Genomic DNA, 23,647 nt, shown 5'->3' on the forward strand with positions numbered 1-23,647 from the left:
CCCCGCCGCGGCCCTCCGTCACGCCCCGCCCTCACCCGTCACCCGGGGCGGCAGGCGGGCGGGCGGCGCACGCCGCACCTCGGGGGCAGGACTCGCTGTTGAGCGTGATTCCGCTGTGGCATCTAGATGCCACAGCGGAATCACGTTCAACAGAACAAGGCACTCCCACCCGAGACACCGACACAGTCAGCAATCCGGCTCAGCGGTGTCGGTGCCGGTTCGCCTGGTCCACCATGCCAGGATGCCGTCCGCTCGCCTCGTCACCCTGCTCGGCGCCGTAGTGCGAGGCGAGCGGCAGCTGCGCGAACTGACCCAACGTCAACTCGCCGAACTCGCCCAGGTCAGCCAGACAGCGATCGCCCGGATCGAGCGCGGCGACCGTGCACCCAACATCCCGGTGCTGGAACGACTGCTCGCCGCGATGGATGTGCAGTTGGTCGTCGGGGTCGAACCGCTGGACGCGCACCTCGATGCCCGCATCGACGACCTGGCGGCGCGGCCCATCGCCGAGCGGATCGAGGCGCTCGGCCTGGATGACCTGCTGGACCGGCTTCCCGATCTTCCGCCGGTGATCACCGGAAGCACCGCCGCGTTGTTGCAGGGTGCGCCGGTGCCGGTCGAGGCGCTGGAGATCGTCCTGCGCTGGCAGGACTCCAAGCTGTTCACCCGCTGGCTGGAGGCGAACTACGGCCAGCGGTGGAACGCCCGCTGGAGTGAGTTCGGCGGGATCTGGTTGGAGCCGGAGGAGCCGGGCGAGCACCGGTGGTCGACCACGTACGGCGAGATCAGGGCCACCATGTGCGACGAGCTGCCCGAGACGATCGAGGTGTGCCACGGCCGGCGGAGTTACCAGGTGGTGCCGTTGGTCGAGCTGGAGCTGACCGACGCCCGCACCGCCGAGTTGCTGCGCCGCTACCGGGACCGGCAGCTGACCAGCGGGAGCTGAGCTCAGCCGGCGGTGCGCTCCCAGTCGATGGTGGGCAGGCCGGCATCGGCGAGAGCCTTGTTGGCCGCGCTGAACGGACGGCTGCCGAGGAAGCCACGCGGGTTCATCGGGCTGGGATGGCCGGCCTCCAGCACCACGTGCTGCGGGTTGGTGACCAGGGCGGCCTTCTTGCGGGCGTAGCCACCCCAGAGCAGGAAGACAACCCGGTCCGGTGCCGCGTCCAGCGCCCGGATGGTCGCGTCGGTGAACTCCTCCCAGCCGGCGTTGGCGTGCGAGCCCGGGGTTGCCTGGCGGACGGTCAGCACCGCGTTGAGCAGCAACACACCCTGGGCGGCCCAGCCATCGAGGTTGCCGCTGCGCGGCTTGGGAACGCCGACGTCCTCACCCAACTCCTTGAAGACGTTGCGCAACGACGGCGGCACGGTCACACCGTCGCGGACGCTGAAGCTCAACCCGTGCGCCTGCCCGGCCCGGTGGTAGGGGTCCTGCCCGAGGATCAGCACCCGGGTGGCCTGCGGCGGGCACAGCCGGTACGCCGAGAACAGGTCCTCCACCGGCGGGAAGACGGTCTGCGTCGCGTATTCGCGGGCGACGAACTCGCCGAGCGCGGCGGTGCGCGGCGCGTCCAGGTGCGGGGTGAGCACGGCACGCCACTGCTCCGGCAGCAGGGCCAACAGATCCAGGGCGGGGGCGTCGTCGGGCATCAGGAACCTCTCACAGCGCGGGTCGGTCCCCCGCACTCTAGGCATCGGGTACGACACCGGAAGGCCCAGCCCGGATCGGCGAGGCGCCGACTAGCCCGGATCGGCGAGGCGCCGACTAGCCCAGGTCGGCGAGGCGCCTAGCCCAGTCGCCACCGACCGGGTCCAGCTCGACGACGCGGGTGTCGTCGTCGCGGCGGTCGATCCGGACCCGCAGGTGCGCGTCGACCAACTGCTCCACCAGGCCCTCGCCCCACTCCACCACCGTCACCGAGTCGTCCACGGACGCGTCGAGGTCCAGGTCGTCGATCTCGGCGCGCGGGTCGGTGGCATCCCCCAGCCGGTACGCGTCGGCGTGCACCAGAGCCACCTGGCCAGCCCGGGCCGGGTCGGGGCGGTGCACCCGAGCGATCACGAACGTCGGCGAGGTGACGTCCCCGAGGACGCCGAGCCCGGCGCCGATGCCCTGCGTGAGCGCGGTCTTGCCGGCGCCCAGCGGGCCGGTCAACAGCACCAGGTCGCCGGCGCGCAGCAGCCCGGCGAGGCGTCGGCCGAACTCCCGGGTGTCCTCGACGGTCGGCAGCTTGACGACGTGACTCACCGTTCCTCCGGCTCTGCGATTGACTCGAGGAACCGCGCGAGCGCGGCGTTGACCTCGTCGGCGTGCTCCAGCATCACCACGTGACCACTGTCTTCGATCTTGACGAACTCGGCGTGTGGCAGCCGCCGGACGATCTCCTCGGAGTGGGTCACCGGGGTGATCATGTCCTTGTCGCCGACCACCACCAGGACCGGGGTCGCCGCCAGCGCCGCCAGCGCCGGAAAGCGCGAGTGGGTGGCCAGGGTCCGCAGATAGCGGGTCACCGTGTCGGCCGACGTCCGGGAGTTCATCGTCTCCACGTAGGACACCAGCGCCGGGCTGGGCTTGCGGGTGCCGAAGCCGTACTTGCGGGTCAGCAGCCAGGCGACGTTCGACGTCGACTTGCGGGCCTTGTCGATCACCGGCCCGCCGTACCGGGTGGCGTTGCTGACCATGTAGAGGACCGGGCCGCCGACCCGGCCGAGCAGCGCGGGTGCGACCAGCTTGGTCTCCGCGATGAGCCCGCCCGAGGTGGCCATCAGGACGGTGCCCACCACCCGGTCACCGAACAACTCCGGGAACAACTCGGCGAACGCCATGATGGTCATGCCTCCCATCGAGTGCCCGACCAGCACCAGCGGCCCGTCCGGCGCGGTCCGGTCGATCACCTGGCGCAGCGTCCGGCCGAGCACCGCGAGGTCGTACTCCCCGGTCTCCAAGCGGCCGGACCGACCGTGACCGGGCTGGTCGTACGCCACGATCCGGTAGTCGCCGCGCTCGGCGAGCATCTGGCGCTGGAAGTGGAACGTCCCCATGTCCAGGCAGAAGCCGTGCACCAACACCACCGTCGGGCGCCCCGGCACCGGCCGGGTCGGCTCGACCACCTCGACGTGGATGTCAGTGCCGTCCGGCAACTCCAGACGGAACGCCTCGTCGTACCGCTGCTCGTCGAACTGTTCGTGCGCGTAGCGGTCGGTCGGGTCGGCCTTCAGCCGGCGGACCAGGGTGCGTTCGGTCGCGACGCCGGCCGCCAGGCCCGCCGCGGCGACCCCCACCGCGGCACCGACGATGCCGGCGACCCGACCCGCCGCGGTACGCGGACGCGGGATGCGGTAACTCATGGCCGTTCGCCGTCGTAGACCCGGGGTACCCGGGTGCTGCCGAAGCGGGTGACGATCTCGTAGTTGATCGTGCCGACCGCCTCGGCCCAGTCGTCGGCTGTCGGCTCGCCGTCGACGCCGCTGCCGAACAGGGTCGCCACGTCGCCGTCGGCCACCGGGTCGTCGCCACAGTCGATCACGAACTGGTCCATGCAGACCCGTCCCGAGATGGTCCGTCGCGCCCCGGCGAGTTGCACCGGCCCGGTGTTGGACGCGTGCCGGGGAACCCCGTCGGCGTACCCGAGCGGGACCACTGCCAGGTTCGCGTCGGCCTCCGTCGTGTAGGTGTGCCCGTAGGAGACACCGGTGCCGGCCGGCACCCGTTTGGTGAGCATCACCCGGGCACGCGCGGTCATCGCCGGCCGAAGCCCGTACGTCTCGCCGGCGACCGGGGAGAGACCGTAGATGGCGATGCCGGGGCGGACCAGGTCGAAGTGGGTGTCCGGGCGGGTCAGGGTGGCCGCCGAGTTGGCGAGGTGCCGCCAGCGCGGTCGCAGGCCGGCCCGCTCGACCATGGCCAGCCCCTCGTGGAAGACGGCCAGCTGACGGTCGGTGGTGGGGTGGCCGGGCGAGTCCGCGTACACGAAGTGGCTCCACACACCGACCACCTCGACCAGGCCGTCGGCCTGCGCCTTCGCGGCGGCGTCCAGCAGCGCCGGCCAGTCGGCGACGGTCGCGCCGCCCCGGGACAGCCCGGTGTCGATCTTCAGGTGCAGGCGGGCGGGACGCCCGGCGACGCGGCTCGCCTCGATCATCTCGTCCAGTTGCGGCAGGCTGGCCGCGCCCAGGTCCACGCTGGCGCTGACCCCCTCGTGCAGCGGCAACCCCGGCGCGAGCAGCCAGGCCAGGACCGGCACCGTCACTCCGGCCCGCCGCAGGGTGAGCGCCTCGTCGAGGGTGCAGACGCCGAGCCAGTCGGCACCGGCGTCGAGGGCCGCGCGGGCGGCCGGGAGCATGCCGTGGCCGTACCCGTCGCCCTTCACCACAGCCATCAGCTCGGCGGTGGTGCCGGAGCGGAGCCTGCTCACGTTCTCGCGGATGGCGTCAAGATCGACGCGTACCTCGGCCTGCCACATGCGCCCAGCCTACTTTCCGCCCTGATCACCGGGGGCGGCGACGCACGTCCCCCGGCGCCGATCCGGCCGCAACGGCACGATCAGCCCAGTCGGGCCACGACCGGGCGGAGGGCGGTGACCACGTCGGGCGCGGTCACCGGCCCTCCCCGGGCCGCCTCCCGGCCGGCGAGCCCGTGCAGGTACGCGGCCGAGGCCGCAGCCCGGTCGGCGGGCACCCCGGCTGCCAGCAGCGAGCCGAGCAGCCCCGCCAACACGTCACCGGTGCCCCCGGTGGCCAGCGCCGGGGTGCCGGTCGGGTTGACGTATGCCCGACCGTCCGGCGTGCCGATCACCGTGCGGTCCCCCTTGAGCAGCACCACCGCGTTCATCCAGGCGGCCAGCCGCAGCGCGGAGCCGACCCGGTCGGCACCGGGCTCCTCGCCGCACAGGCGGGTGAACTCCCGGTCGTGCGGGGTGACCACGATCGGCGCGTCCCGCCCGCGTAGCCGGTCGGCGAGTGAGCCGTCCACCAACAGGGTCAGCGCGTCGGCGTCGAGCACCACCGGCACCGGCGAGGCCAGCACGGCGCGCAGCTCGGCCGCCGCGTCCTCGCCGGTGCCCAGGCCGGAGCCGCACACCCAGGCCTGCACCCGGCCCGCGTCGGCGACCCGCCCGCTGGCGATCACCGAGGGGTGCTGGTGCAGCACCTCGACCCGGGCACCGCCGGCGTAGCGGACCAGGCCGGTCGGCCCGGCCAGAGCGCCGCCGACGGAGAGCACCGCGGCGCCCGGGTAGGTTTCCGAGCCGGTTGCCACCCCCACCACGCCCCGGCTGTACTTTTCCGACGCCGGTCCCAGCTCCGGCCACCAGTCGGCCAGGTCGGACCACTCGGTGACCTGTAGCGCAGGGGTGCCGCGCAGCCACGGCCGCAGGCCGATGTCGACCAACTCCACCTGCCCGGCCAGTGCGGCGGCGGGCCCGACCACCAGTGCGGGCTTCAGCGCGCCGAACGCCACAGTCACGTCGGCGCGGACCGCCGTCGGTCGGCCGGACGCGGACAGCGGCACGTGGCCGGTATCCACCGCGACCCCGCTCGGCACGTCCACCGCCACGACCGTGGCGCGCGCGCCGTCGCGCCCCCGCAGCTCGCCGAGACGTCGGACCACCTCGTCCGCGTTCGCCCGCAGGCCACCCGTACCACCGATGCCGACGATCCCGTCGAGGACCAGGTCGACCGGGCCGGCCGGCTGCGACACCACCCGACCGCCGGCCGCCCGCAGCGCGGCCAGACCGGCGGCGTGCGCGCGCCCGGGAGTGAGCAGCAGGGCGGACACCTGGACGCCCCGGCGGGCCAGCCGTTCCCCCGCGTACAGGGCGTCGCCGCCGTTGTCACCGGAACCGACCAGCAGCAGGACCCGGCCGCCGTAGACCCCGCCGCGCTCGTCGAGCAGGAGCGCGGCCCGACGGGCCAGCCCGGCGGCCGCGCGCTGCATCAGCGTCCCGTCCGGCAGTGTGCCCATCAGCCCCGCCTCGGCCGCCCGTACGTCGGCCACCCGCCACACCGATCTCATGCCACCGTGTCCCATCCCGTTCGCGGGTGGACCTGACCGGCCCGCCCAGCCGACGTCACCGTTCCGCGACCACCATGGCCGACGCGATCCCGCCGTCGTGCGACAACGAGAGATGCCAGTGGTTGACTCCACGCGCCTGGGCCGCCGCCGCGACAGTGCCGGAGACGGCGAGCCGGGGGCGGCCGTCCGGGTCGGACACGATCTCGCAGTCGTGCCAACTCAGCCCGGCTGGAGCACCGAGCGCCTTGGCCACCGCCTCCTTGGCGGCGAAGCGGGCGGCGAGCGACTCCGACGAGCGTGGGGAGCCGCCGCGGGTGTGCCGCTCGGCCGTGGTGAAGAGCCGGTCGGCGAGCGGCGGCGTCCGTGCCAGCGCTCGGGCGAACCGGTCGACCAGGACCACGTCGATGCCGACAGCGACGATCACCACATCACCCTACCGGCGGTCGGAGGCCGCAGATTAGCCGTCGGGCCCGCGCTGGGCAATGCCTGTGGACACGCCGGGGTACGGCCCGGTGCCGGCTGTCCACAGGGCATCCGACCGCCACCGGTACGCGCCTAGCGTCGACGCGTTGATGTCGATCGTCCACGGGGGGTGGGTCCATGACCGACGAGTCGTTCGTCGTCCGGCCGGAGGAGCTGCGGGCGGTCGCCGGCACGCTCGACGGCGAGGCGCACCGGCTGGCGCTGGGCCTCTCGGGGGCACCGGGGTTGCTGGTGCCGGCACCCGAGTGGCGGGCCGGTGCCGCGCTGGCCGGGCTGGAGGCGGCCGCGCACGCCTGGCTCTGCCGGCTGGGTGCCCGGGTCGCGGTTACCGCTCACGGGGTCCGAGCGGCAGCCGAGGCGTACGAGACGGTGGACGACCGGGCCGCCGACCGGTTCGCCGCCCTACCCCGGTGACCAGCGTCGGCTACCGGCAACTGTGGTCAGCCGATCCGAGCAGATGGCGGGCCGCCGGGGTGGCCTGGGTCGGGTTGACCGAGCCGGTCGCGCGTCGCGCCGATGAGCTGCGGGCGGCGGGCGGGCGGTTGCGGGGCGGCTGGTCCGGTGGCGCAGCCACGGCGGCGGACGGCCGGCTCGTCAACCTGCGGGGCGAGCTGACGTCGGTCACACCCGCACTGATCGAGGTCGATCAGGTGCTGGCCGAGCTGGCCGGGAAGCTGACGGTGGCGAAGGCGCGGCTCGCCGCTGCGGTCACCCAGGCGGAGGCGGCCGGCCTGGTCGTGGACCGCTCGGGCAGGGTGCACGTCGATCCCGCGCGAGCACGGTCCACCGAGCGGGATGGTCTGGCTGCGGCCCGGGTGGCGGCTGCCCTGCGGGACGCGCTCGACGGGGCGGGGGCCGCCGACCGGGTCGCCGCCGACCGGTTGGACGAGCTGGCTCGGGCCGCCGGCACCGGCTGGGTGTCCCCGCCACCGCCGGGCCGACCGGCCGTCGACGCCACGCCGACACTGGTCCACGCCTGGTGGTCAGGCTTGACACCGGCGCAACGGCGGTGGCTGGTCGGGCACGAGCCGGCACTGGTCGGCCGATGGGACGGCGTGCCGGTGGCCGCCCGCGACCAGGCCAACCGGCTGCAACTCGGCGTGTGGCGGGAGGAACTGCTGGCCGAGCGGCGAGCACTGCTGTCCCGGGTGCCGCCCGCGCCGCTCGCGTCGGTCCGGCTGCGCGGGGTGGCCGGGCGGTTGGCCGGCCTGGACGCGCTGACCGGACGACTGGCGGCCGGCGGGGAGCCCCGGGCGTACCTGCTCGGGCTGGATCCGGCCGGTGAGGGCCGGGTGGTGCTGGCACTCGGCGACCCGGACCGGGCTGATCGGGTGCTGACCTACGTGCCGGGGATGACCGCCGGCCTGGACGACGCCCCCGGCGAGTTGGGCAGAGCGGCGCGGGTGCTGGACCGGTGCGCCGCGCTCGCTCCGGGTGAACGCAGCGCGGCGGTGCTCTGGTTGGACTATGACGCTCCGGATCTCCTGACCGAGGCCGCCTCGCCGGGCCAGGCACGCGACGCCGGCCCGGCGCTGCACCGCTTCCAGGAGGGGCTGCGCGCCACCCACGAGGGGCCACCGGCCCGGCAGACCGTGCTCGGGCACAGTTACGGGTCGCTGGTGGTGGGTGTGGCCGCGCGGGAGCACGGGCTGGCCGCCGACGCGCTGGTCTTCGTCGGCTCGCCCGGGGTCGGCGCGTCGCACGCCGCCGAGTTGGGGGTGCCACCCGGAGAGGTCTGGGCGAGCAGCGCTCCCGATGACGTGATCCGCGCGGCCCGGTCGGCGGACGAGCTGGGCCGCCGTGCCCTGCTGGGTGCGGCGCCGCTGGCCGCCGCGCTCGGCTGGCCCGACCGGACCGGGCATGAGCTGTGGTTCGGTCACGACCCGTCGGATCCGGGGTTCGGCGGCCGGGTCTTCGACAGCGGGCGGGGCGGCCACGCCGGTTACTGGGACCCGGGCAATCCCGCGCTGGACGGGATGGCCCGGGTCGTGTTGGGTCGTTGAGCGGCTACTCGACGGTGACCGACTTGGCCAGGTTGCGGGGCTGGTCCACGTCGTGCCCCCGGGCGGCGGCGATCTCGGCGGCGAACACCTGCAACGGCACGGTGGTGACGAGCGGAGCCAGCAGGGTCGGCGTACGCGGCACGTAGATCAGGTGGTCGGCGTACCGGACGACGGCCTCGTCACCCTCCTCGGCGATCACGATGGTCCGCGCGCCGCGGGCCCGGACCTCCTGGATGTTGGAGACGACCTTGTCGTGCAGCATGCCCCGGCCGACCGGGGAGGGCACCACGCAGATCACCGGGGTGCCCTTGTCGATCAGGGCGATCGGGCCGTGCTTCAGCTCACCGGCCGCGAAGCCCTCGGCGTGCATGTACGCCAACTCCTTGAGCTTCAGCGCGCCCTCCAGGGCCACCGGGTAGCCGACGTGCCGGCCGATGAACAGCACGGTCGGCTCGGACTTCAGCTCCCGGGCCAGCTCGCGAACGGGTTCGATCCGGTCGAGCAGCTCGCGCAGCTTGCCTGGGATCTCCTGCAGCTGGGCGACGACCGCGCCCACCTCGTCGGCGAACTTGATGCCGCGCACCTGGGCCAGGTGCAGGCCGATCAGGTAGCAGGCGACGACCTGGGTGAGGAACGCCTTGGTGGAGGCGACGGCGATCTCCGGCCCGCCGTGGGTGTAGAGCACGGCGTCGGACTCGCGCGGGATGGTCGAGCCGTTGGTGTTGCAGATCGCCAGCACCCGGGCCTTCTGCTCCTTGGCGTGGCGCAGCGCCATCAGGGTGTCCATCGTCTCGCCGGACTGCGAGATCACCACGATCAGCGTGGACCGGTCGAGCACCGGGTCGCGGTAGCGGAACTCGCTGGCCAGCTCCACCTCGCACGGGATGCGGGTCCAGTGCTCGATGGCGTACTTGGCGACCATCCCGGCGTGGTACGCCGTGCCGCAGGCCACGATGAAAATCTTGTCGACGTCGCGCAGATCCTGGTCGCTGAGGCGGACCTCGTCGAGGGCGATCTCGCCGCTCTCGGTCAACCGGCCGAGCAGGGTGTCGGCGATGGCCTGCGGCTGCTCCTCGATCTCCTTGAGCATGAACCAGTCGTAGCCGCCCTTCTCGGCGGCCGAGGAGTCCCAGTCGATGTGGAAGTCCTTGCCGGCGGCGGGCTGGCCCTCGAAGTCGGTGATCTCGATGCTGTCCCCGGTGATCAGGACGATCTGGTCCTGGCCCAGCTCGACCGCTTCCCGGGTGTGCTCGATGAACGCGGCCACATCGCTGGCCAGGTAGTTCTCCCCGTCGCCCCGGCCGACGACCAGCGGGGAGTTACGCCGGGCGCCGACGACCGCGCCGGGCACGGAGGCATCCACCGCGAGCAGGGTGAACGCGCCCTCCAGTCGCTGGCAGACCACCCGCATGCCGGCGGCGAGCAGCTGCGGGCTGTCCGGCTGGCCGGCGGCGCGCAGGTCGGCCAGCGCGGCGGAGAGCAGGTGGGCGGCGCACTCGGTGTCGGTGTCGCTGGCGAACTGGACCCCGTCGGCCTCCAGCTCGGCACGCAGCTTGGCGAAGTTCTCGATGATGCCGTTGTGGATGACGGCGACCCGGCCGTCCGGGGCGACGTGCGGGTGGGCGTTGCGGTCGGTCGGGCCGCCGTGGGTGGCCCACCGGGTGTGCCCGATGCCGGTGGTGCCGTCACCGATGCCGATCGGGCTGGCCGCGCAGGAGGTAGGGTCGTCGGCGGCCCGCTCGGACAGCACCTTCTCCAGGTTGGCCAGCTTGCCGGCCTTCTTCTCGGTCAACAGTTGGTCGTCGCAGACGATCGCGACGCCCGCCGAGTCGTAACCGCGATATTCCAGCCGCCGCAGCCCGTCGAGCACGATGCCGAGTGCGGGGCGCGCGCCCGCGTATCCCACGATTCCACACATGGCCCGCAGCCTAACCCAGTTTCACTCATGATGGGTGCTCGAAAGTCGGGTTATCAATCACGGAATCTGAGCGATCGGTGGTTGGTGGGTCGCAACGGGACGAGCGTCACAGCCCGGCCGCAGCCGGCCCAGGACGGACGGGGTTGCGGCACGCCTTCGGGTACGACAGTCTCTCGGCGGGTTCGGCGCGCCTGCCCTCGGCCCGTTCGTCCCATACCCGATCCCGTCCGGAGCAGCCATGTCCGAGGCGCCCCCGCCGCCCGATCCGTCCCCCGCTCCCCCACCGGACCCGTCAGCCGGCAACGCGTCGGGGCCACCGGACGCGGGCTCTCCGGCCACAGATCCGACGGCACCGCCGGCGGCTCAGTTCCCGACACCCGACCCACTGGCCCCGGGCCAACCCTGGGCACCACAGGCACCGTGGGCACCAGCACCGTGGACACCGGCGCCACCGTCCGCGCCGTGGGCACCGCACCCGCCGGCGACCCAGTGGACGCCCCAACCGCCCGCCGCGCCCTGGACGCCCGGACCACCGGCGTCCCCCTGGACGCCGCCCACGCCCGACGCCTCGGACTCGGCCCAGACCTCGGACCCGACGCACGCCGGTTCGGCTCCGCACGCTGGCTCGCCGCCGCAGGCCGGCTGGCCAGCCCATGCCGGCTGGCCTCCGCCTCCCGCGGAGACGCCGCAAGCTGGATGGCCGCCGCAAGCTGGATGGCCGCCGCAGGCCGGGTGGCCGCCCCACGGCTATCCGCCGCCGTACGCCTACCCCGGCCACCCGCAGTCCGGCGGCGGAAACACGAGCGCCGGCCGGATCGTGGGGATCGTCGTCGCGGCCTTCGTGGTGCTGGTCGTGCTCGTCTGCGGCTGCCTCTGCGCGGCTGGTTTCCTGCTCGACGAGCCCGGCTCGGACCCGGTCGCCGGGGAACCGTGGGGCGTTCCCGACGACGGTTGGGCCGCACCCACCACGGGCGCGCCCATCCCGGGACAACCCGTCCCGGGGCGGCCCGGCCCCGCGACCCCGACCCCGAGCAAGCAGCCGATCACCCGGCCGACGTCGGGGCCGGCCCCGGTCACAGTGGTCTACGAGGTCACCGGCTCGGGTACGGCGGACATCGCGTACTACGACGCCGAGAGTGACCTCATGCATGTCGACGGCGCGACACTGCCGTGGCGCACCACCATTCGCACCAACGGCCAGAGTCGGGTGATGGTCGAGGCCACCGGGCCCGACATCAACAACGCCACACCGATCGACTGCACCGTCACGGTCAGCGGCGTCGGCAAGCCGGTGGTCATCAAGGAACAGGGGTACTACCGCATCTCCTGCACGCCGCGGTGAGGCTGGGCGTGGCCGATCAAGCGGGCCCGAGGGCGGGCGAACGCGAATGAGCGCGACGGGTCTGGGGTTCGGGCCGCGGGTGGCCTTAGGCTGGCGCAGGTGACGAGCACCGATGTCGACCCGCTGGTGGCCCGGATGCGGCCGTTCGGCACGACGATCTTCGCCGAGATGTCCGCCCTCGCCGTACGCACCGGCGCGGTCAACCTGGGCCAGGGCTTCCCCGACACCGACGGTCCGCCGGAGATGCTGGCCGCCGCCGCCGAGGCGCTGCGCGGCGGGCAGAACCAGTACCCGCCCGGCCCCGGGGTCCCCGCCCTGCGCGCGGCGGTCGCCGCCCACCAGGAACGATTCCAGGACCTGGCGTACGACCCGGACGGCGAGATCGTCATCACCGCGGGTGCGACCGAGGCCGTCGCGGCGAGCATTCTCGCGCTCTGCGAACCGGGCGACGAGGTGGTCTGCTTCGAGCCGTACTACGACTCGTACGCCGCCTCGATCGCACTGGCCGGTGCGGTCCGCCGGCCGGTGACGCTGCGCCCCACGGCCGACGGTCGGTACGCCTTCGACCCGGAGGCGCTGCGCGCGGCGTTCGGCCCGCGCACCCGGCTGGTGCTGCTCAACTCACCGCACAACCCGACCGGCAAGGTCTTCACCCCGGCCGAGTTGGCAGTGGTCGCCGAGTTGTGCCAGGAGTTCGGCACGTACGCGGTCACCGACGAGGTGTACGAGCATCTGGTCTTCACCGACGCGGCGAGCCCGCACGTGTCGCTGGCCACCCTGCCCGGGATGCGGGAGCGGACGCTGCGCATCTCGTCGGCCGGCAAGACGTTCTCCTGCACGGGGTGGAAGGTGGGTTGGGCGAGCGGCCCGGCGACGCTGGTCTCGGCGGTGCTGCGGGTGAAGCAGTTCCTCACCTACGTCAACGCCGCGCCGCTGCAACCGGCGGTCGCGGTGGCGCTGGCCCTGCCGGACGACTACTACATCGGCTTCCGGGACGGGCTCCAGCGGCGGCGTGACCAACTCGTCGGCGGTCTCACCGACGCCGGGTTCGAGGTGCTCGACTCGGAGGGGACGTACTTCGTCACCGCCGACATCACCGCTCTCGGCGGCCGGGACGGGGTGGAGTTCTGCCGGTCGCTGCCGGAGCGCTGTGGCGTGGTGGCGGTGCCGACGCAGGTCTTCTACGACGACACCGACGCGGGCCGGCGGCTGGTCCGGTTCGCCTTCTGCAAGCGCCCCGAGGTGCTGGCAGACGCGGTCACCCGACTGCGCGGTATGGCCGAGCGTCGCTGACCGGCGGGGTCAGCCGGCGGCGTGGGCCGGGCCGGTGCCATCCCCCGATGGGGGCGAGGAAGCGTCGACAGAGGACGACGTGACTTCCGACAGTGTGACCGCCATGGTGGCGAGCAACGCGCCGCCGTCGGCCAGCAGCACCGCCTCGGCATCGTTGACGAAGGCGAGGTCCGCCTCGACGTGCCGGCTCGCTGCGGCGAGCAGCAGCCCGACCACCGGGTCGCCGGCCTTGCGGCGCAGCCCGTCGAGGTTGCGCAACTCTCGAAGCAGATAGCCACGTTGGTTGCTGAGCACGGTGCGGACGGTCTGCGCGGAACCCGATCGGGCGGCGGCGGTGACCTTGAGGAAGAAGTCGTCCCGGAAGCCGCCACTGCGCGGGCTCGGCTCGTCGAGCCAGCGGCCGAGTTCGGCCCGACCGGCGGGAGTGATCTGGTAGACCACCCGGTCGGGTTTGACCTGTTGGGCCTGCCGCTCGGCGATGACCAGGCTGTCCCGCGAGAGCCGATCGAGGATCTGGTATAGGTGGCCGATGTTGAGTGGCCCCCACTGTGGGCCGGCGGCGGCCTCGAAGGCGCTCTTCAACTCGTAGCCGTAGCTCGGGCCGCGCGCGAGTAACGCGAGGACCGCGTGCTGGATCGCCACTGTCTCCTCCGATCCCACCGGCCGAATGGGCCAGGTCTTGCATTGTGACAATGTAACGCGCAGAGTGTGGGGAGCACACGGGGAGGCGCGACATGCTCGGTTTCGTCTGGGCGCAGCTACGCGGCCGTGCTGGTCGGTCGGTGGCGCTGCTGGCGGGAGTGCTGGTGGCGACCACCGGTTTCGTTGTCCTGACCGGCGCCACCACCACCTCTCGCCTCGAGGTCACCGGCGCGGTCGAACGCGACACCCGGGCCGCCTACGACATCCTCGTCCGTCCCCAGGGGGCACGCGCGCCGCTGGAGGTCGAACGTGGACTGGTCCGTCCGAACTACCTCTCCGGCCTCTTCGGCGGCATCACCCCGGCGCAGTACGAGCAGGTGAAACAGGTCGCTGGCGTCGACGTGGCCGCGCCGATCGCCATGCTGGGTTACTCGACCTCGTCCGTCTCGGTCCGGTTCGACCTGACCGACGCGGTCGATCGTTCCCTGGATCAGCAGGTCATCCGGCTCGACCCCACCTTCACCGCCGAGCGCGGGCTCTCCACGGCCCCGAGCCGTCCACGCTACGTGTACGTGACCAAACGCCCGCTGCTCTACCCCGAGGGGGGTGACCCGAACGCCTCCTCGATCCCGTACTCGGACGGCCGGATGTATCCGTACGACCAGTATTGCGGCGATGTCCCACGGGAGGTGCTCCCCGACGGCCGGAGCCAGCCGATCTGCGACCCGCACCTGATCGTGAGGTCGGCGAACGATGGATGGACCTCCGAGCGGGAGAACTGGAGCGTCGACACCGTTCGACTGCTGCCCGACGGACGCTTCGAAGAGAACCGCTGGCTGTCCGGCCGCGCCGAGCGCGTCGCCACCGACCAACTGGTGGCCCGCTACCGGGTGACGGTGCCGTTCCTGCTGGCCGCCGTCGACCCCGACGCGGAGCAACGGCTCGTCGGCCTCGACGACGCGGTGATCGAGGGCCGCGCTCTTCGGCCCGACGACACGGCCACCGACACCCACCTCCCCATGCATGTGCCCGAGCGGCTGATCCCGGTGTTGAGCACCAGCCGCCCCTACCTCGACGTCACCGTGCGGTCCGCCCTCACCCGGCTGCCGCAGGCGCGCCCCGCCGGGCTGAGCATCCCCGACCTGGAGCAGTCGCTGTCCGGCGCCACCGGGGTCAAGGTCGGGATCGAGGAGTACGCGATCGCCGACGGGTACCGCGACCTGCTGGCCGCGGGGATCTCCCAGACCGGCTGTTGCCGGGGTGAGTTGCAGACGATCATTCAAGCGGGTGCCCCGGAGTACGACCGACTCCCCGACGGCACTCTGCGTGCTGTCACGCGACCGCCGTTCGATGCCACGGCCTTCGGCACCGAGAACATCTACAACTTCGACGGACGTCCGTGGTCGGCCGACGACAACGGCTTCCGCCCGCTGACCGCGGTCCCCATGCAACCGCCAGGCTCGATCCTCCAGGTGCGGGACTGGCGGACCGTCGGCATCTTCGATCCGGAGAAGCTGAGCGGGTTCAGCGACCTGTCCCGGCTCCCGCTGGAGACGTACGAGCCGCCAAGCCTCGACGGCGCGGACGAGCGCAGCCGCCAGGCGCTGGGCGGCCGGCCGCTGGAACCGAGCGGCAACCCGGCCGGCTACGTCTCCGCACCGCCCCTGCTGCTCACCAGCCTGGCGGCGGTGCCGAAGCTGATGGAGGACAGCCCCAGCCCCAGCCGGACGGCGCCGATCAGCGCGATCCGGATCCGGGTCGCCGACGTCTCCGGCTACACCGAACGGTCCGCCGAGCGGGTCCGGCTCATCGCCGAGCGAATCGCCGACACGACCGGGTTGGACGTCGACCTCACCATCGGCTCGTCTCCCGCCCCGCAGACCGTCGAGCTGCCGGCGGGCCCGTTAGGCCGGCCCGACCTGCGGCTGACCGAGCCGTGGTCCGCACTCGGGATCGCTTCGGTCATCATCAAGGCGGTCGACCGTAAGAGCCTCGTTCTGTTCGGGCTGGTGTTGGTGGTCTGCGCGCTGTTCCTCGGCAACGCGGTCTCCGCCGCGGTCCGGGACCGCCGCCCCGAACTGGCGGTACTCGCCTGCCTGGGCTGGTCAGCCCGGCGGATCGCGGCGCTGGTTCTCAGCGAGGTGGCCGCGCTGGGGCTCGCCGCCGGTCTGCTGGCCCTCGGGCTGGCGTTCCCCCTGGCCGCCGCGCTGAACATCGAGATCGGCTGGCGTCAGGCAGCGCTCGCCGTACCGGTGGCTCTGCTGCTGGCGCTGGTGGCGGGCGTGGTCCCAGCGCTGCGGGCCGCCGGCGCGCACCCGGCCGCCGCGCTGCGGCCCGTGGTCGCCCCGGCCCGGTGGGTGCGGCGGCCCCGCAACCTGTTCGGGATGGCCCTGGTCAACCTGGTCCGCACCCCCGGGCGCACCCTGCTCGGGGCCGGAGCGCTGGCCATCGGGCTGACCGCGTTGACCCTGGTCACCGCCGCCGCCTACGCCTTCCGTGGCGCGATCGTCGGCAATCTGCTCGGCGACACCGTCGCACTGAACGTACGCGGTGCGGACACCCTGGCCGCAGTCGTCACCGTCGTGCTGGGCGCGGGTGCCGTCGCCGACGTGCTGTACCTGAACGTCCGGGACCGCGCCGCCGAGTTGTCCACGCTGCGTGCTGTCGGCTGGACGGACGCCGCGCTGAGCCGCCTGGTGGGTTACGAAGGGCTCCTCATCGGCACGCTCGGGGCGGTGGCCGGCGCGGGGCTCGGGCTCGCCGGGGCCGCCTGGCTGGTGGGTGGTCTGCCGACCGCCCTGATCATGGTCGCTGCCGCCGTGGCGCTCGGCGGGGTGCTGCTCACCTGTCTGGCGGCGCTCGTGCCGGCCGCGTTGCTGCGCCGGCTCCCGACCGCACGGCTACTCGCGGAGGAGTGACGATGGAGGCAACCACCGGCAGCACGGTCCGGACTGTCGGGCTGAACCGGCAGTTCCGTACCGGCACTGAACAGTTGACCGCGGTCGACGACGTCTCGTTGGAGATCACGGCCGGGTCGGTGGTGGCGCTGACCGGTCCCAGCGGCTCGGGCAAGTCGACCCTGCTGCACCTGATCGGCGCCATCGAGCAGGCCGACAGCGGCACCGTCACGGTCGACGACGTGGAGATCACCTCGCTGCGCCGTGCCGCGCTGGCCCGCTACCGGCAACGGGTCGGGTTCGTGTTCCAGCGCTACCACCTGCTGCCCGCGCTCACCGTGCTGGACAACGTGATCGCGCCGGTCCTCCCCCGCCGGGGCAGCACCGACCACGCGGCACGAGCCCGCGAACTACTCGACGCGGTCGGCCTGGCCGGGCGGGAGCGCGCCCTACCCGCGCAGCTCTCCGGTGGCCAGCAGCAACGGGTCGCCATCGCCCGCGCACTGATGGGCGCGCCGGGCCTACTGCTGGCCGACGAGCCCACCGGCAACCTCGACTCCACCACCGGCAGCCAAATCCTCGACCTGCTGCTCGACCTCCGCGACCGGCACGGCATGACCATCCTGCTGGCCACCCACGAACAGGCCATCGCCGCCCGCTGTGACCGACTGGTCCGGCTGACCGACGGACGCGTCACCGAGGACCTCGACCTCACCGACGGCGAAGACCCGGCCGACACGTACGGACGGGCGACCCAACTGCGGTTGTGACGCCGCCCGGAGGTGACCTCAGGCGACCGGGCTCGCGGTGCGGACCTGCTCGGCGATCCGTTCGGCGACCTCGCGGGCGGTCGCCTCGGTGGCCGCCTCGACCATCACCCGGACCAGCGGCTCGGTGCCCGACGGACGCAGCAGCACCCGGCCGGTCTCACCCAACTCCGCCTCGGCCCGCTCGGCCTCGGCGCGGACGGCCGGCGCGTTGGCGCCCACGGTCCGGTCGCCCACCGGCACGTTGATCAGCACCTGGGGAAGCTTGGTGACCACCGAGGCCAGCTCGGCGAGGGACTTGCCGGTGGCCGCCATCCGAGCCATCAGGTGCAGGCCGGTGAGCACACCGTCGCCGGTGGTGGCGTGTGCGGGCATCACGATGTGGCCGCTCTGCTCACCGCCGAGCGCCAGGCCGGAGGCGCGCAGCTCCTCCAGCACGTACCGGTCGCCGACCTTGGTCTCGATCAACCGGATGCCCTGCGCGGACATGGCCAGCCGCAGGCCGAGGTTGCTCATCACGGTGGCGACCAGGGTGTCCTGGGTCAACGTGCCGGCGTCCCGCATGGCCAGCGCGAGGATCGCCATCACCTGGTCGCCGTCGACCTCGTCACCGTCGGCGCTGACCGCCACGATGCGGTCGGCGTCACCGTCGTGGGCGATGCCCAGGTGGGCGCCGTGCTCGACGACGGCCTCGCGCAGCGCCTCGATGTGGTTGGAGCCGCACTCGTCGTTGATGTTCAGCCCGTTCGGCTCGGCGTGGATCGCGATGACCTCGGCGCCGGCTTCCCGGTAGGCGACCGGCGCGACCTCGGCGGCGGCGCCGTTGGCGCAGTCGACCACGACCTTGATCCCGTCCAGTCGGTGCGGCACCGCGCCGACCAGGTGTTGGACGTAGTGGTCCGCGCCGTCGAGCAGGTCGTGCACCCGGCCGATGCCGGCACCGGTCGGCCGGTCCCAGGCGGTGGTGGCGTTGGCCTCCACGGCGGCCTCGATCCGCATCTCGATCTCGTCGGGCAGCTTGTGACCGCCGGCGGCGAACAGCTTGATGCCGTTGTCCGGCATCGGGTTGTGCGACGCGGAGAGCACCACGCCGAGGTCGGCCTTGGCTTCCGCGGTGAGGAACGCCACCGCGGGGGTCGGCAGCACGCCGACCCGTACCACGTTGGCACCGGCGCTGGTCAGACCCGCCACCACGGCGGCCTCCAGCATCTCGCCGCTGGCCCGGGTGTCCCGACCGACGACGGCGAGCGGCGGGTGGCTGCGGTCTGTCTCGGCGAGTGTGTGCGCGGCGGCCACGGCGAGCGCCAGCGCCAACTCGGGGGTGAGATCCGCGTTCGCCCGCCCGCGTACGCCGTCCGTGCCGAACAACCGACCCATACCCGCCAACCTCCGAATGAACACGACCAGTGAGGAGAAAGCGGAACGGCCGACCCACCTCCCCGAGCGGGGAGGCGGACCGGCCGTCCGTCAGAAGTACAACGCGCTGGGAAAGATCAGCGCTTCGAGTACTGGGGAGCCTTACGGGCCTTCTTGAGGCCGTACTTCTTGCTCTCCTTGACCCGGGCGTCCCGGGTGAGGAAGCCGGCCTTCTTCAGGGCCGGGCGGTCGTCCGGCTCGTTGACGATCAGCGCACGCGCGATGGCCAGCCGCAGCGCACCGGCCTGGCCGGTGGTGCCGCCGCCACGCAGGTTGGCGATGACGTCGAACGCCTCGGGCTTCTCGGCGGTGACCAGCGGGTCCTTGATGAGCTGCTGGTGCACCTTGCTCGGGAAGTAGGCCTCGAGGTCGCGACCGTTGCAGGTGATCTTGCCGGTGCCCGGGACGATACGGACCCGGACGATGGCCTCCTTGCGCCGACCCACGGTCTGGATCGGGCGGTCACCACGCGGCGCGCGGGCGACGGGCGCCGGTGCCTCGGTGACCTCGGGGGCGACCTCGGTCTCGGTGGTGATGTCGGTCATGCTGCTTCCTTCGCCCGCGCTCACTGCGCGATCTGCTTGATCTCGAACGGCACCGGCTGCTGCGCGAGGTGCGGGTGCTCGGCACCGGCGTAGACCTTCAGCTTCTTGATCAGCTGACGGCCGAGCTTGTTGTGCGGGAGCATCCCCTTCACCGCGAGCTCGATGGCCCGCTCGGGGCGCTTGGTCAGCAGCTCGTCGTAGCCGACCTGCTTCAGACCACCCGGGTAACCGGAGTGGCGGTAAGCGACCTTGGTGTGGCGCTTGTTGCCGGTCAGCGCAACCTTGCCCGCGTTCACGATGACGACGAAGTCGCCCGTGTCGACGTGCGGCGCGAAAGTCGGCTTGTGCTTACCACGCAGCAACGTGGCGGCGTGGGTGGCCAGGCGGCCCAGCACGACATCAGAGGCGTCGATGACGTGCCACTGACGCTCGATCTCACCCGGCTTCGGGCTGTACGTACGCACAGGTCTACCTTGTCTCGTCGTCGGTCTGGGGTCGCGCGCCGAGGTGACCAGATCTTGCAGGCCGGACCAGCGCGCACGAACGACCAAGCGTACCTGATGGGGCACGCCTCTGGATGTCGTACAACAGCAGGCAACGATACCCGGCGCCCCGTCCGCAGGTCAAAACGGGGGTACGGTGCCCGGTGCCGACACACCATACGTGGCTCAGCTCACACGTCGGCCAGCCGATCGGCCCGAGGCCGCAGGTAGACCACCCAGGTGACCGCGAAGCACAACGCGTACCAGCCGATGAAGGCCAGATAGGCGGCGTCGGCGTTGCCGGAGCCGAGGAACGACTGGCGGAACGAGATGTTGACCAGCACCCCACCGAACGCGCCGACGGCACCCGCGATACCGATCAACGCGCCGGTCATCCGCCGCGCCCATCGTGCGGCCCCCTCCGGATCGCGGCGACCGGTGGCTACCGCGTCCGCCGCCCGGGCCCGGAAGATCGCCGGGATCATCTTGTACGTGGAGCCGTTGCCGATGCCGGAGAACACGAAGAGGGCGATGAACCCGGCCAGGTAGAGCCCGAACGAGCGCTCCCGGGCCGCGTACAGCACCGTGCCCGCGCCGGCCGCCATCGCCACGAAGTTCCAGAAGGTCACCCGGGCACCGCCCAGCCGGTCGGCCAGGTGCCCGCCCAGCGGACGGATCAGCGAGCCGACCAGTGGGCCGAGGAAGGTCAGCCAGGCGGCGTCGACCGGGGTGGGGAACCGCTCGGCGAACTGGAGCTGGAGCACCTGCCCGAAGGCGAAACCGAAGCCGATGAACGAGCCGAAGGTGCCGATGTAGAGCAGTGACATGACCCAGGTGTGCGGGTCGCGGGCCGCCTCGCGCAGCGCGCCGGGCTCGTTGCGCGCCCCGGGCACGGTGTCCAACCAGCGGGTCGCCGCCAGCGCCGCCAGCACGATCAGCGGCAGGTAGACCGCCGGAACCAACCGGGGGTACGCGGCACCGGCGGTGGCGAGGACCGCCAGCCCGACCAGTTGCACAGCGGGTACGCCCAGGTTGCCGCCGCCCGCGTTGAGCCCGAGGGCCCGGCCCTTGAGCCGCTCCGGGTAGAACAGGTTGATGTTCGCCATCGAGGAGGCGAAGTTGCCCCCGCCGACGCCGGTCAGGCAGGCGAGCACCATCAGGGTGGAGTAGGACACCCCGGGTTCCAGCAGCACCGTCATCGGCACCGTGGGCACCAGCAGCAGGAGTGCGCTGATGATCGTCCAGCGCCGCCCGCCGAAGCGGGCCACCGCCAGCGTGTACGGCAGCCGCAGCACCGCGCCCAGTGCGGCGGGCACGGCGGTGAGCAGGAACTTCCCGGCCGGGTCGATGCCGTACGCCGGGCCGAGGAAGAGCACGGTGACCGACCAGAGGCTCCAGATCGAGAAGCCGATGTGCTCGGCGAAGATCGAGACCCAGAGGTTGCGTCGGGCGATCGGCGCGCCCGTCGCCCGCCAGAAGTCGGGATCCTCGGGGCGCCAGTCGTCGAGCCGGCGCGCACGGCCGGTGGTGGCCGGCGGCCCGGCGGTGACTGCGGTGCTGGTGAGCGTGCTCACGGCGGCTCCTCCTCGTCGGTCTGACGAGGAGGAACGCTAGGAACGCCCGGTTTCCTGGCAGTGCCCGTCGCGGGTCGGCCCGGAAACGGGGATCGCACCACGGGCCGGCCGCGATGGTGAGGTGCCGATCAGAGTTGCTGGAGGATGCGCAGCGCGCGGCCGACCCGGAGCATGGTGTCGGTGTCGGCGACGTCCACGCAGTCGGTGAACCACTTCTTCATCGGCGAGGAGATGCGATCGGGCATCACCACGTAGCGGCCCATCGACACGGCGAGCGGCGAGTCGCGCAGCAGCGACTCCTCGACCACCTCGACCACGATCACGATGGGTACGTCGGTGGAGTTGTAGACGTCCGAGCTGACCACGAGCCCGAGGCGTTCCCGGGCACCCTCGATGCGCCAGACCTCTCCCCTACGCAGCACGCGGCCGTCCGCCGGAGAGCAGGTCGTTGACCATGCCCACCTCGCGGGCGTCGGCGAGAGCGGCGGACTCCAGGTCCAGACCGGCTCGGCCCACGGCGGCGGCGTGCGCGGTGAAGACCTCGCGCAGTGCTTTCTCGCGGGCGGCCTGGTCCATCCATGCGGAGAGCGACAGACCCTCGCGCTTGGCGAACCGCCGGGCCTCCTCGATCGTCTCGTCGGTGAACGACAGAGTCACCTTGGCAGTCATGCCGCTGAGACTACCCATCGGTATGACCGGTAGTCATCCGCGCGGCCACCGGCTCGCCCCCCGACGTCGAAACGCACAAACCGGTGGTCTTCACGCGGCTCGGCGGTCTTCACGCGGCGCGACCGCCGAACACCGCGAAGCGCCACTCCTTGAAGTAACAGTCGACGTCGACCAGGCCGGCCTCGGTGAGCCACCGGCACTGGTCGGCCACTGTCGCCGGGCGATCGTGGCGCATCCGCTCCCGGGAAGCAGCGATCTCGTCAGGGGACGCGCCCAGCTCGGTGATCCGCTCCAGCCACACCTCGTCGTAGCGCCGGTCCAGCCCCGGGGTCGGGCCGGCGACCTGCTCGGCGTTGACGAACACCCCACCCGGTGCCAACGCGGCGGCGGCCCGCCGGTAGAGCACGCGCTTGCCGGCGTCGTCCAGGTGGTGGATCGCCAGCGCGCTGACCACGGCGTCGTACCGGCCCGGCGGCAGTTCGTCGGCCAGGTCCGCGTGGACCGTTCGGTGCGGCACGGACCGCGCGTCCAACTGGTCGGTGGCGCGGGCGAGCATCGCCGGCGCCCCGTCCACCAGAGTCATCCGGACGCCGGGCACCGCCGCGGCGAGCAGCAGCGAGAGCAGGCCGGTGCCGGCGCCCAGATCCAACACCTCCGGGGTACGCCCCGCGGCGAGCGCGGCCCGCAACGGCGGCGCGGCGACCTGGACGGCGGTGCCGTAGAAGCTGTCGAAGCAGGGCACCAACCGCCGGCGCGCCTCGTCGTAGGTGCCGGCCACCGCGTCGAAGACGTCCGCCACGCTCATCGCTATCTCCCAAACTTTGAGACACTTTTCCCACATTATAAGCGTTTCACGGTAAGCGGACCTCACCCTGGACACACGAAAAGGCCGCGGTTCCGTGGGACCTCCAGGACACCGGGGTCGGTTGGTGCTGCGCCGATCAGCCGACGGGGCCGATCACCTTCGCCAGGTTGACGAAGCCGGCCCATGCCGCCGGTTCGAAGGTCAGCGTCCCGCCGTCGCGGTCCTTGGTGTCGCGGACGAGGACGACGCCGGCCCCGGCGGACGTGTTCGTGTCGGGGCCACCCTTGGCCTGCTACAGATCTTGGAAAGTTTCCGTTCTCGCGTAACGGAAAGTGTCCAAGATCTCCGTGGGTGAACACCGCGGGGCGGCCCCTTCCCACAGTGGCGACCAGGGGAGAGAGCGCCGTGCCGGATGAGCCGCACGATCGGAGACCCGAGCCGAAGCCCACGCCACGGAGGCCGCACACGGGCGACGTCCTGCACCTGACCCGCGCGGCGAGTGTGCAGTTCATGCGCCGGACCCTGTTCGTGATGTCGGCGGGCTTGATCTGGCCGGACTCGCCCGCCCCGGCGGCCCGTCGCCCGACCACCCGCACGCCAGTGAAACGAGGTCCGGTGAGTGTTCGATGAAGCGCCGACCTCGCCCGCACCAGCCGATGCGCCCGGTTTGGCTCTGCCGTAACTGCGCGGCGCCCTGGCCGTGTGCGCCGGCTCAGCTCCACCTCGCGACCGAGTTCGACGGCCATTCGATCGCCCTGGCGTTCCACCTGGCAGCGAACATGCAGGACGCGGTTCACG

General features: G+C 72.4%; 22 protein-coding genes and 1 pseudogene. 7 read left to right on the forward strand and 16 right to left on the reverse strand.

The features are described from left to right. The first annotated feature begins 241 nt into the window (after positions 1-241). Positions 242-946, forward strand: coding sequence for a helix-turn-helix transcriptional regulator (locus tag O7614_RS29565; protein WP_278141664.1), 705 nt, complete (start codon positions 242-244; stop codon positions 944-946). A 2-nt stretch (positions 947-948) separates the two neighbouring features. Here O7614_RS29565 and ung read toward each other — a convergent pair whose 3' ends face one another. The 6 genes from ung to O7614_RS29595 all read right to left on the reverse strand — a co-directional run bounded on the left by ung (position 949) and on the right by O7614_RS29595 (position 6,437). After that, positions 949-1,650 carry a uracil-DNA glycosylase gene (gene ung / locus O7614_RS29570; protein ID WP_278141665.1) on the reverse strand — a complete coding sequence of 234 codons (702 nt, stop codon included), beginning with the start codon at positions 1,648-1,650 and terminating at the stop codon, positions 949-951. 115 nt (positions 1,651-1,765) lie between these two features. After that, complete coding sequence (gene tsaE / locus O7614_RS29575) at positions 1,766-2,248, reverse strand: tRNA (adenosine(37)-N6)-threonylcarbamoyltransferase complex ATPase subunit type 1 TsaE (protein WP_278141666.1); 483 nt, start codon at positions 2,246-2,248, stop codon at positions 1,766-1,768. Beyond that, the gene (locus tag O7614_RS29580) at positions 2,245-3,348 is read right to left on the reverse strand and encodes an alpha/beta hydrolase (protein ID WP_278141667.1); all 1,104 of its coding nucleotides are present in this window, start codon (positions 3,346-3,348) and stop codon (positions 2,245-2,247) included. The genes tsaE and O7614_RS29580 overlap by 4 nt, the downstream gene beginning before the upstream one ends. Further along, on the reverse strand, positions 3,345-4,463 hold the full coding sequence (gene alr / locus O7614_RS29585; protein WP_278141668.1) for an alanine racemase: 1,119 nt from the start codon (positions 4,461-4,463) through the stop codon (positions 3,345-3,347). The genes O7614_RS29580 and alr overlap by 4 nt, the downstream gene beginning before the upstream one ends. Before the next feature lie 80 nt (positions 4,464-4,543). Then, a complete protein-coding gene (locus O7614_RS29590; protein WP_278141669.1) occupies positions 4,544-6,013 on the reverse strand; it encodes an NAD(P)H-hydrate dehydratase in 1,470 nt (489 codons plus the stop codon). Between the two features lie 55 nt (positions 6,014-6,068). Then, positions 6,069-6,437 carry a holo-ACP synthase gene (locus tag O7614_RS29595; protein ID WP_278141670.1) on the reverse strand — a complete coding sequence of 123 codons (369 nt, stop codon included), beginning with the start codon at positions 6,435-6,437 and terminating at the stop codon, positions 6,069-6,071. A 176-nt stretch (positions 6,438-6,613) separates the two neighbouring features. Here O7614_RS29595 and O7614_RS29600 point away from each other — a divergent pair, with 176 nt between their 5' ends. Continuing rightward, complete coding sequence (locus O7614_RS29600) at positions 6,614-6,910, forward strand: hypothetical protein (protein WP_278141671.1); 297 nt, start codon at positions 6,614-6,616, stop codon at positions 6,908-6,910. Beyond that, positions 6,907-8,499 (forward strand): alpha/beta hydrolase, encoded by a 1,593-nt coding sequence (locus O7614_RS29605; RefSeq protein ID WP_278141672.1) that lies wholly within the window; start codon positions 6,907-6,909, stop codon positions 8,497-8,499. Before O7614_RS29600 ends, O7614_RS29605 begins: the two co-directional genes overlap by 4 nt. Before the next feature lie 4 nt (positions 8,500-8,503). Here O7614_RS29605 and glmS read toward each other — a convergent pair whose 3' ends face one another. After that, the gene (gene glmS / locus O7614_RS29610) at positions 8,504-10,417 is read right to left on the reverse strand and encodes a glutamine--fructose-6-phosphate transaminase (isomerizing) (protein WP_278141673.1); all 1,914 of its coding nucleotides are present in this window, start codon (positions 10,415-10,417) and stop codon (positions 8,504-8,506) included. A gap of 817 nt (positions 10,418-11,234) precedes the next feature. On the opposite strand from glmS, the gene O7614_RS29615 reads away from it, so the two are divergent. Together O7614_RS29615 and O7614_RS29620 are read left to right on the forward strand one after the other, a co-directional pair. Continuing rightward, a complete protein-coding gene (locus O7614_RS29615) occupies positions 11,235-11,759 on the forward strand; it encodes an MmpS family transport accessory protein (RefSeq protein ID WP_278141674.1) in 525 nt (174 codons plus the stop codon). Between the two features lie 99 nt (positions 11,760-11,858). Beyond that, the gene (locus O7614_RS29620) at positions 11,859-13,052 is read left to right on the forward strand and encodes a pyridoxal phosphate-dependent aminotransferase (RefSeq protein ID WP_278141675.1); all 1,194 of its coding nucleotides are present in this window, start codon (positions 11,859-11,861) and stop codon (positions 13,050-13,052) included. A 9-nt stretch (positions 13,053-13,061) separates the two neighbouring features. On the opposite strand, the gene O7614_RS29625 is transcribed toward O7614_RS29620, so the two are convergent. Then, positions 13,062-13,694 carry a PadR family transcriptional regulator gene (locus O7614_RS29625; RefSeq protein WP_278141676.1) on the reverse strand — a complete coding sequence of 211 codons (633 nt, stop codon included), beginning with the start codon at positions 13,692-13,694 and terminating at the stop codon, positions 13,062-13,064. Between the two features lie 92 nt (positions 13,695-13,786). Between O7614_RS29625 and O7614_RS29630 the strand changes: the two genes are divergently transcribed. Next, entirely contained in the window at positions 13,787-16,612 is a 2,826-nt protein-coding gene (locus O7614_RS29630; RefSeq protein WP_278141677.1) for an FtsX-like permease family protein, read from the forward strand. Between the two features lie 2 nt (positions 16,613-16,614). After that, complete coding sequence (locus O7614_RS29635) at positions 16,615-17,361, forward strand: ABC transporter ATP-binding protein (protein WP_278141678.1); 747 nt, start codon at positions 16,615-16,617, stop codon at positions 17,359-17,361. An 18-nt stretch (positions 17,362-17,379) separates the two neighbouring features. Here the strand turns inward: O7614_RS29635 and glmM are convergent, their stop codons facing one another. From glmM to O7614_RS29675, 8 genes and pseudogenes are all read right to left on the reverse strand, one after another. Further along, positions 17,380-18,735 (reverse strand): phosphoglucosamine mutase, encoded by a 1,356-nt coding sequence (gene glmM, locus O7614_RS29640; protein ID WP_278141679.1) that lies wholly within the window; start codon positions 18,733-18,735, stop codon positions 17,380-17,382. A gap of 116 nt (positions 18,736-18,851) precedes the next feature. Next, positions 18,852-19,319 carry a 30S ribosomal protein S9 gene (gene rpsI, locus O7614_RS29645; RefSeq protein ID WP_278141680.1) on the reverse strand — a complete coding sequence of 156 codons (468 nt, stop codon included), beginning with the start codon at positions 19,317-19,319 and terminating at the stop codon, positions 18,852-18,854. A gap of 20 nt (positions 19,320-19,339) precedes the next feature. After that, entirely contained in the window at positions 19,340-19,783 is a 444-nt protein-coding gene (gene rplM / locus O7614_RS29650) for a 50S ribosomal protein L13 (protein ID WP_088987625.1), read from the reverse strand. A gap of 209 nt (positions 19,784-19,992) precedes the next feature. Beyond that, on the reverse strand, positions 19,993-21,375 hold the full coding sequence (locus O7614_RS29655; protein ID WP_278141681.1) for a nitrate/nitrite transporter: 1,383 nt from the start codon (positions 21,373-21,375) through the stop codon (positions 19,993-19,995). Positions 21,376-21,503: 128 nt separating this feature from the next. Then, positions 21,504-21,797: a hypothetical protein gene (locus tag O7614_RS29660; protein ID WP_238644740.1), complete on the reverse strand. Its 294-nt coding sequence runs from the start codon at positions 21,795-21,797 to the stop codon at positions 21,504-21,506. Next, on the reverse strand, positions 21,787-22,044 hold the full coding sequence (locus tag O7614_RS29665) for a DUF6364 family protein (RefSeq protein WP_088950199.1): 258 nt from the start codon (positions 22,042-22,044) through the stop codon (positions 21,787-21,789). Before O7614_RS29665 ends, O7614_RS29660 begins: the two co-directional genes overlap by 11 nt. A gap of 109 nt (positions 22,045-22,153) precedes the next feature. After that, the gene (locus O7614_RS29670) at positions 22,154-22,849 is read right to left on the reverse strand and encodes a methyltransferase domain-containing protein (protein WP_278141683.1); all 696 of its coding nucleotides are present in this window, start codon (positions 22,847-22,849) and stop codon (positions 22,154-22,156) included. A 136-nt stretch (positions 22,850-22,985) separates the two neighbouring features. Continuing rightward, a pseudogene (locus O7614_RS29675) lies at positions 22,986-23,096 on the reverse strand (DUF397 domain-containing protein); the annotation flags it as partial. Between the last annotated feature and the right edge of the window lie 551 nt (positions 23,097-23,647).

This window comes from Micromonospora sp. WMMD961, from assembly GCF_029626145.1.
In the GTDB taxonomy this organism is placed as follows: domain Bacteria; phylum Actinomycetota; class Actinomycetes; order Mycobacteriales; family Micromonosporaceae; genus Micromonospora.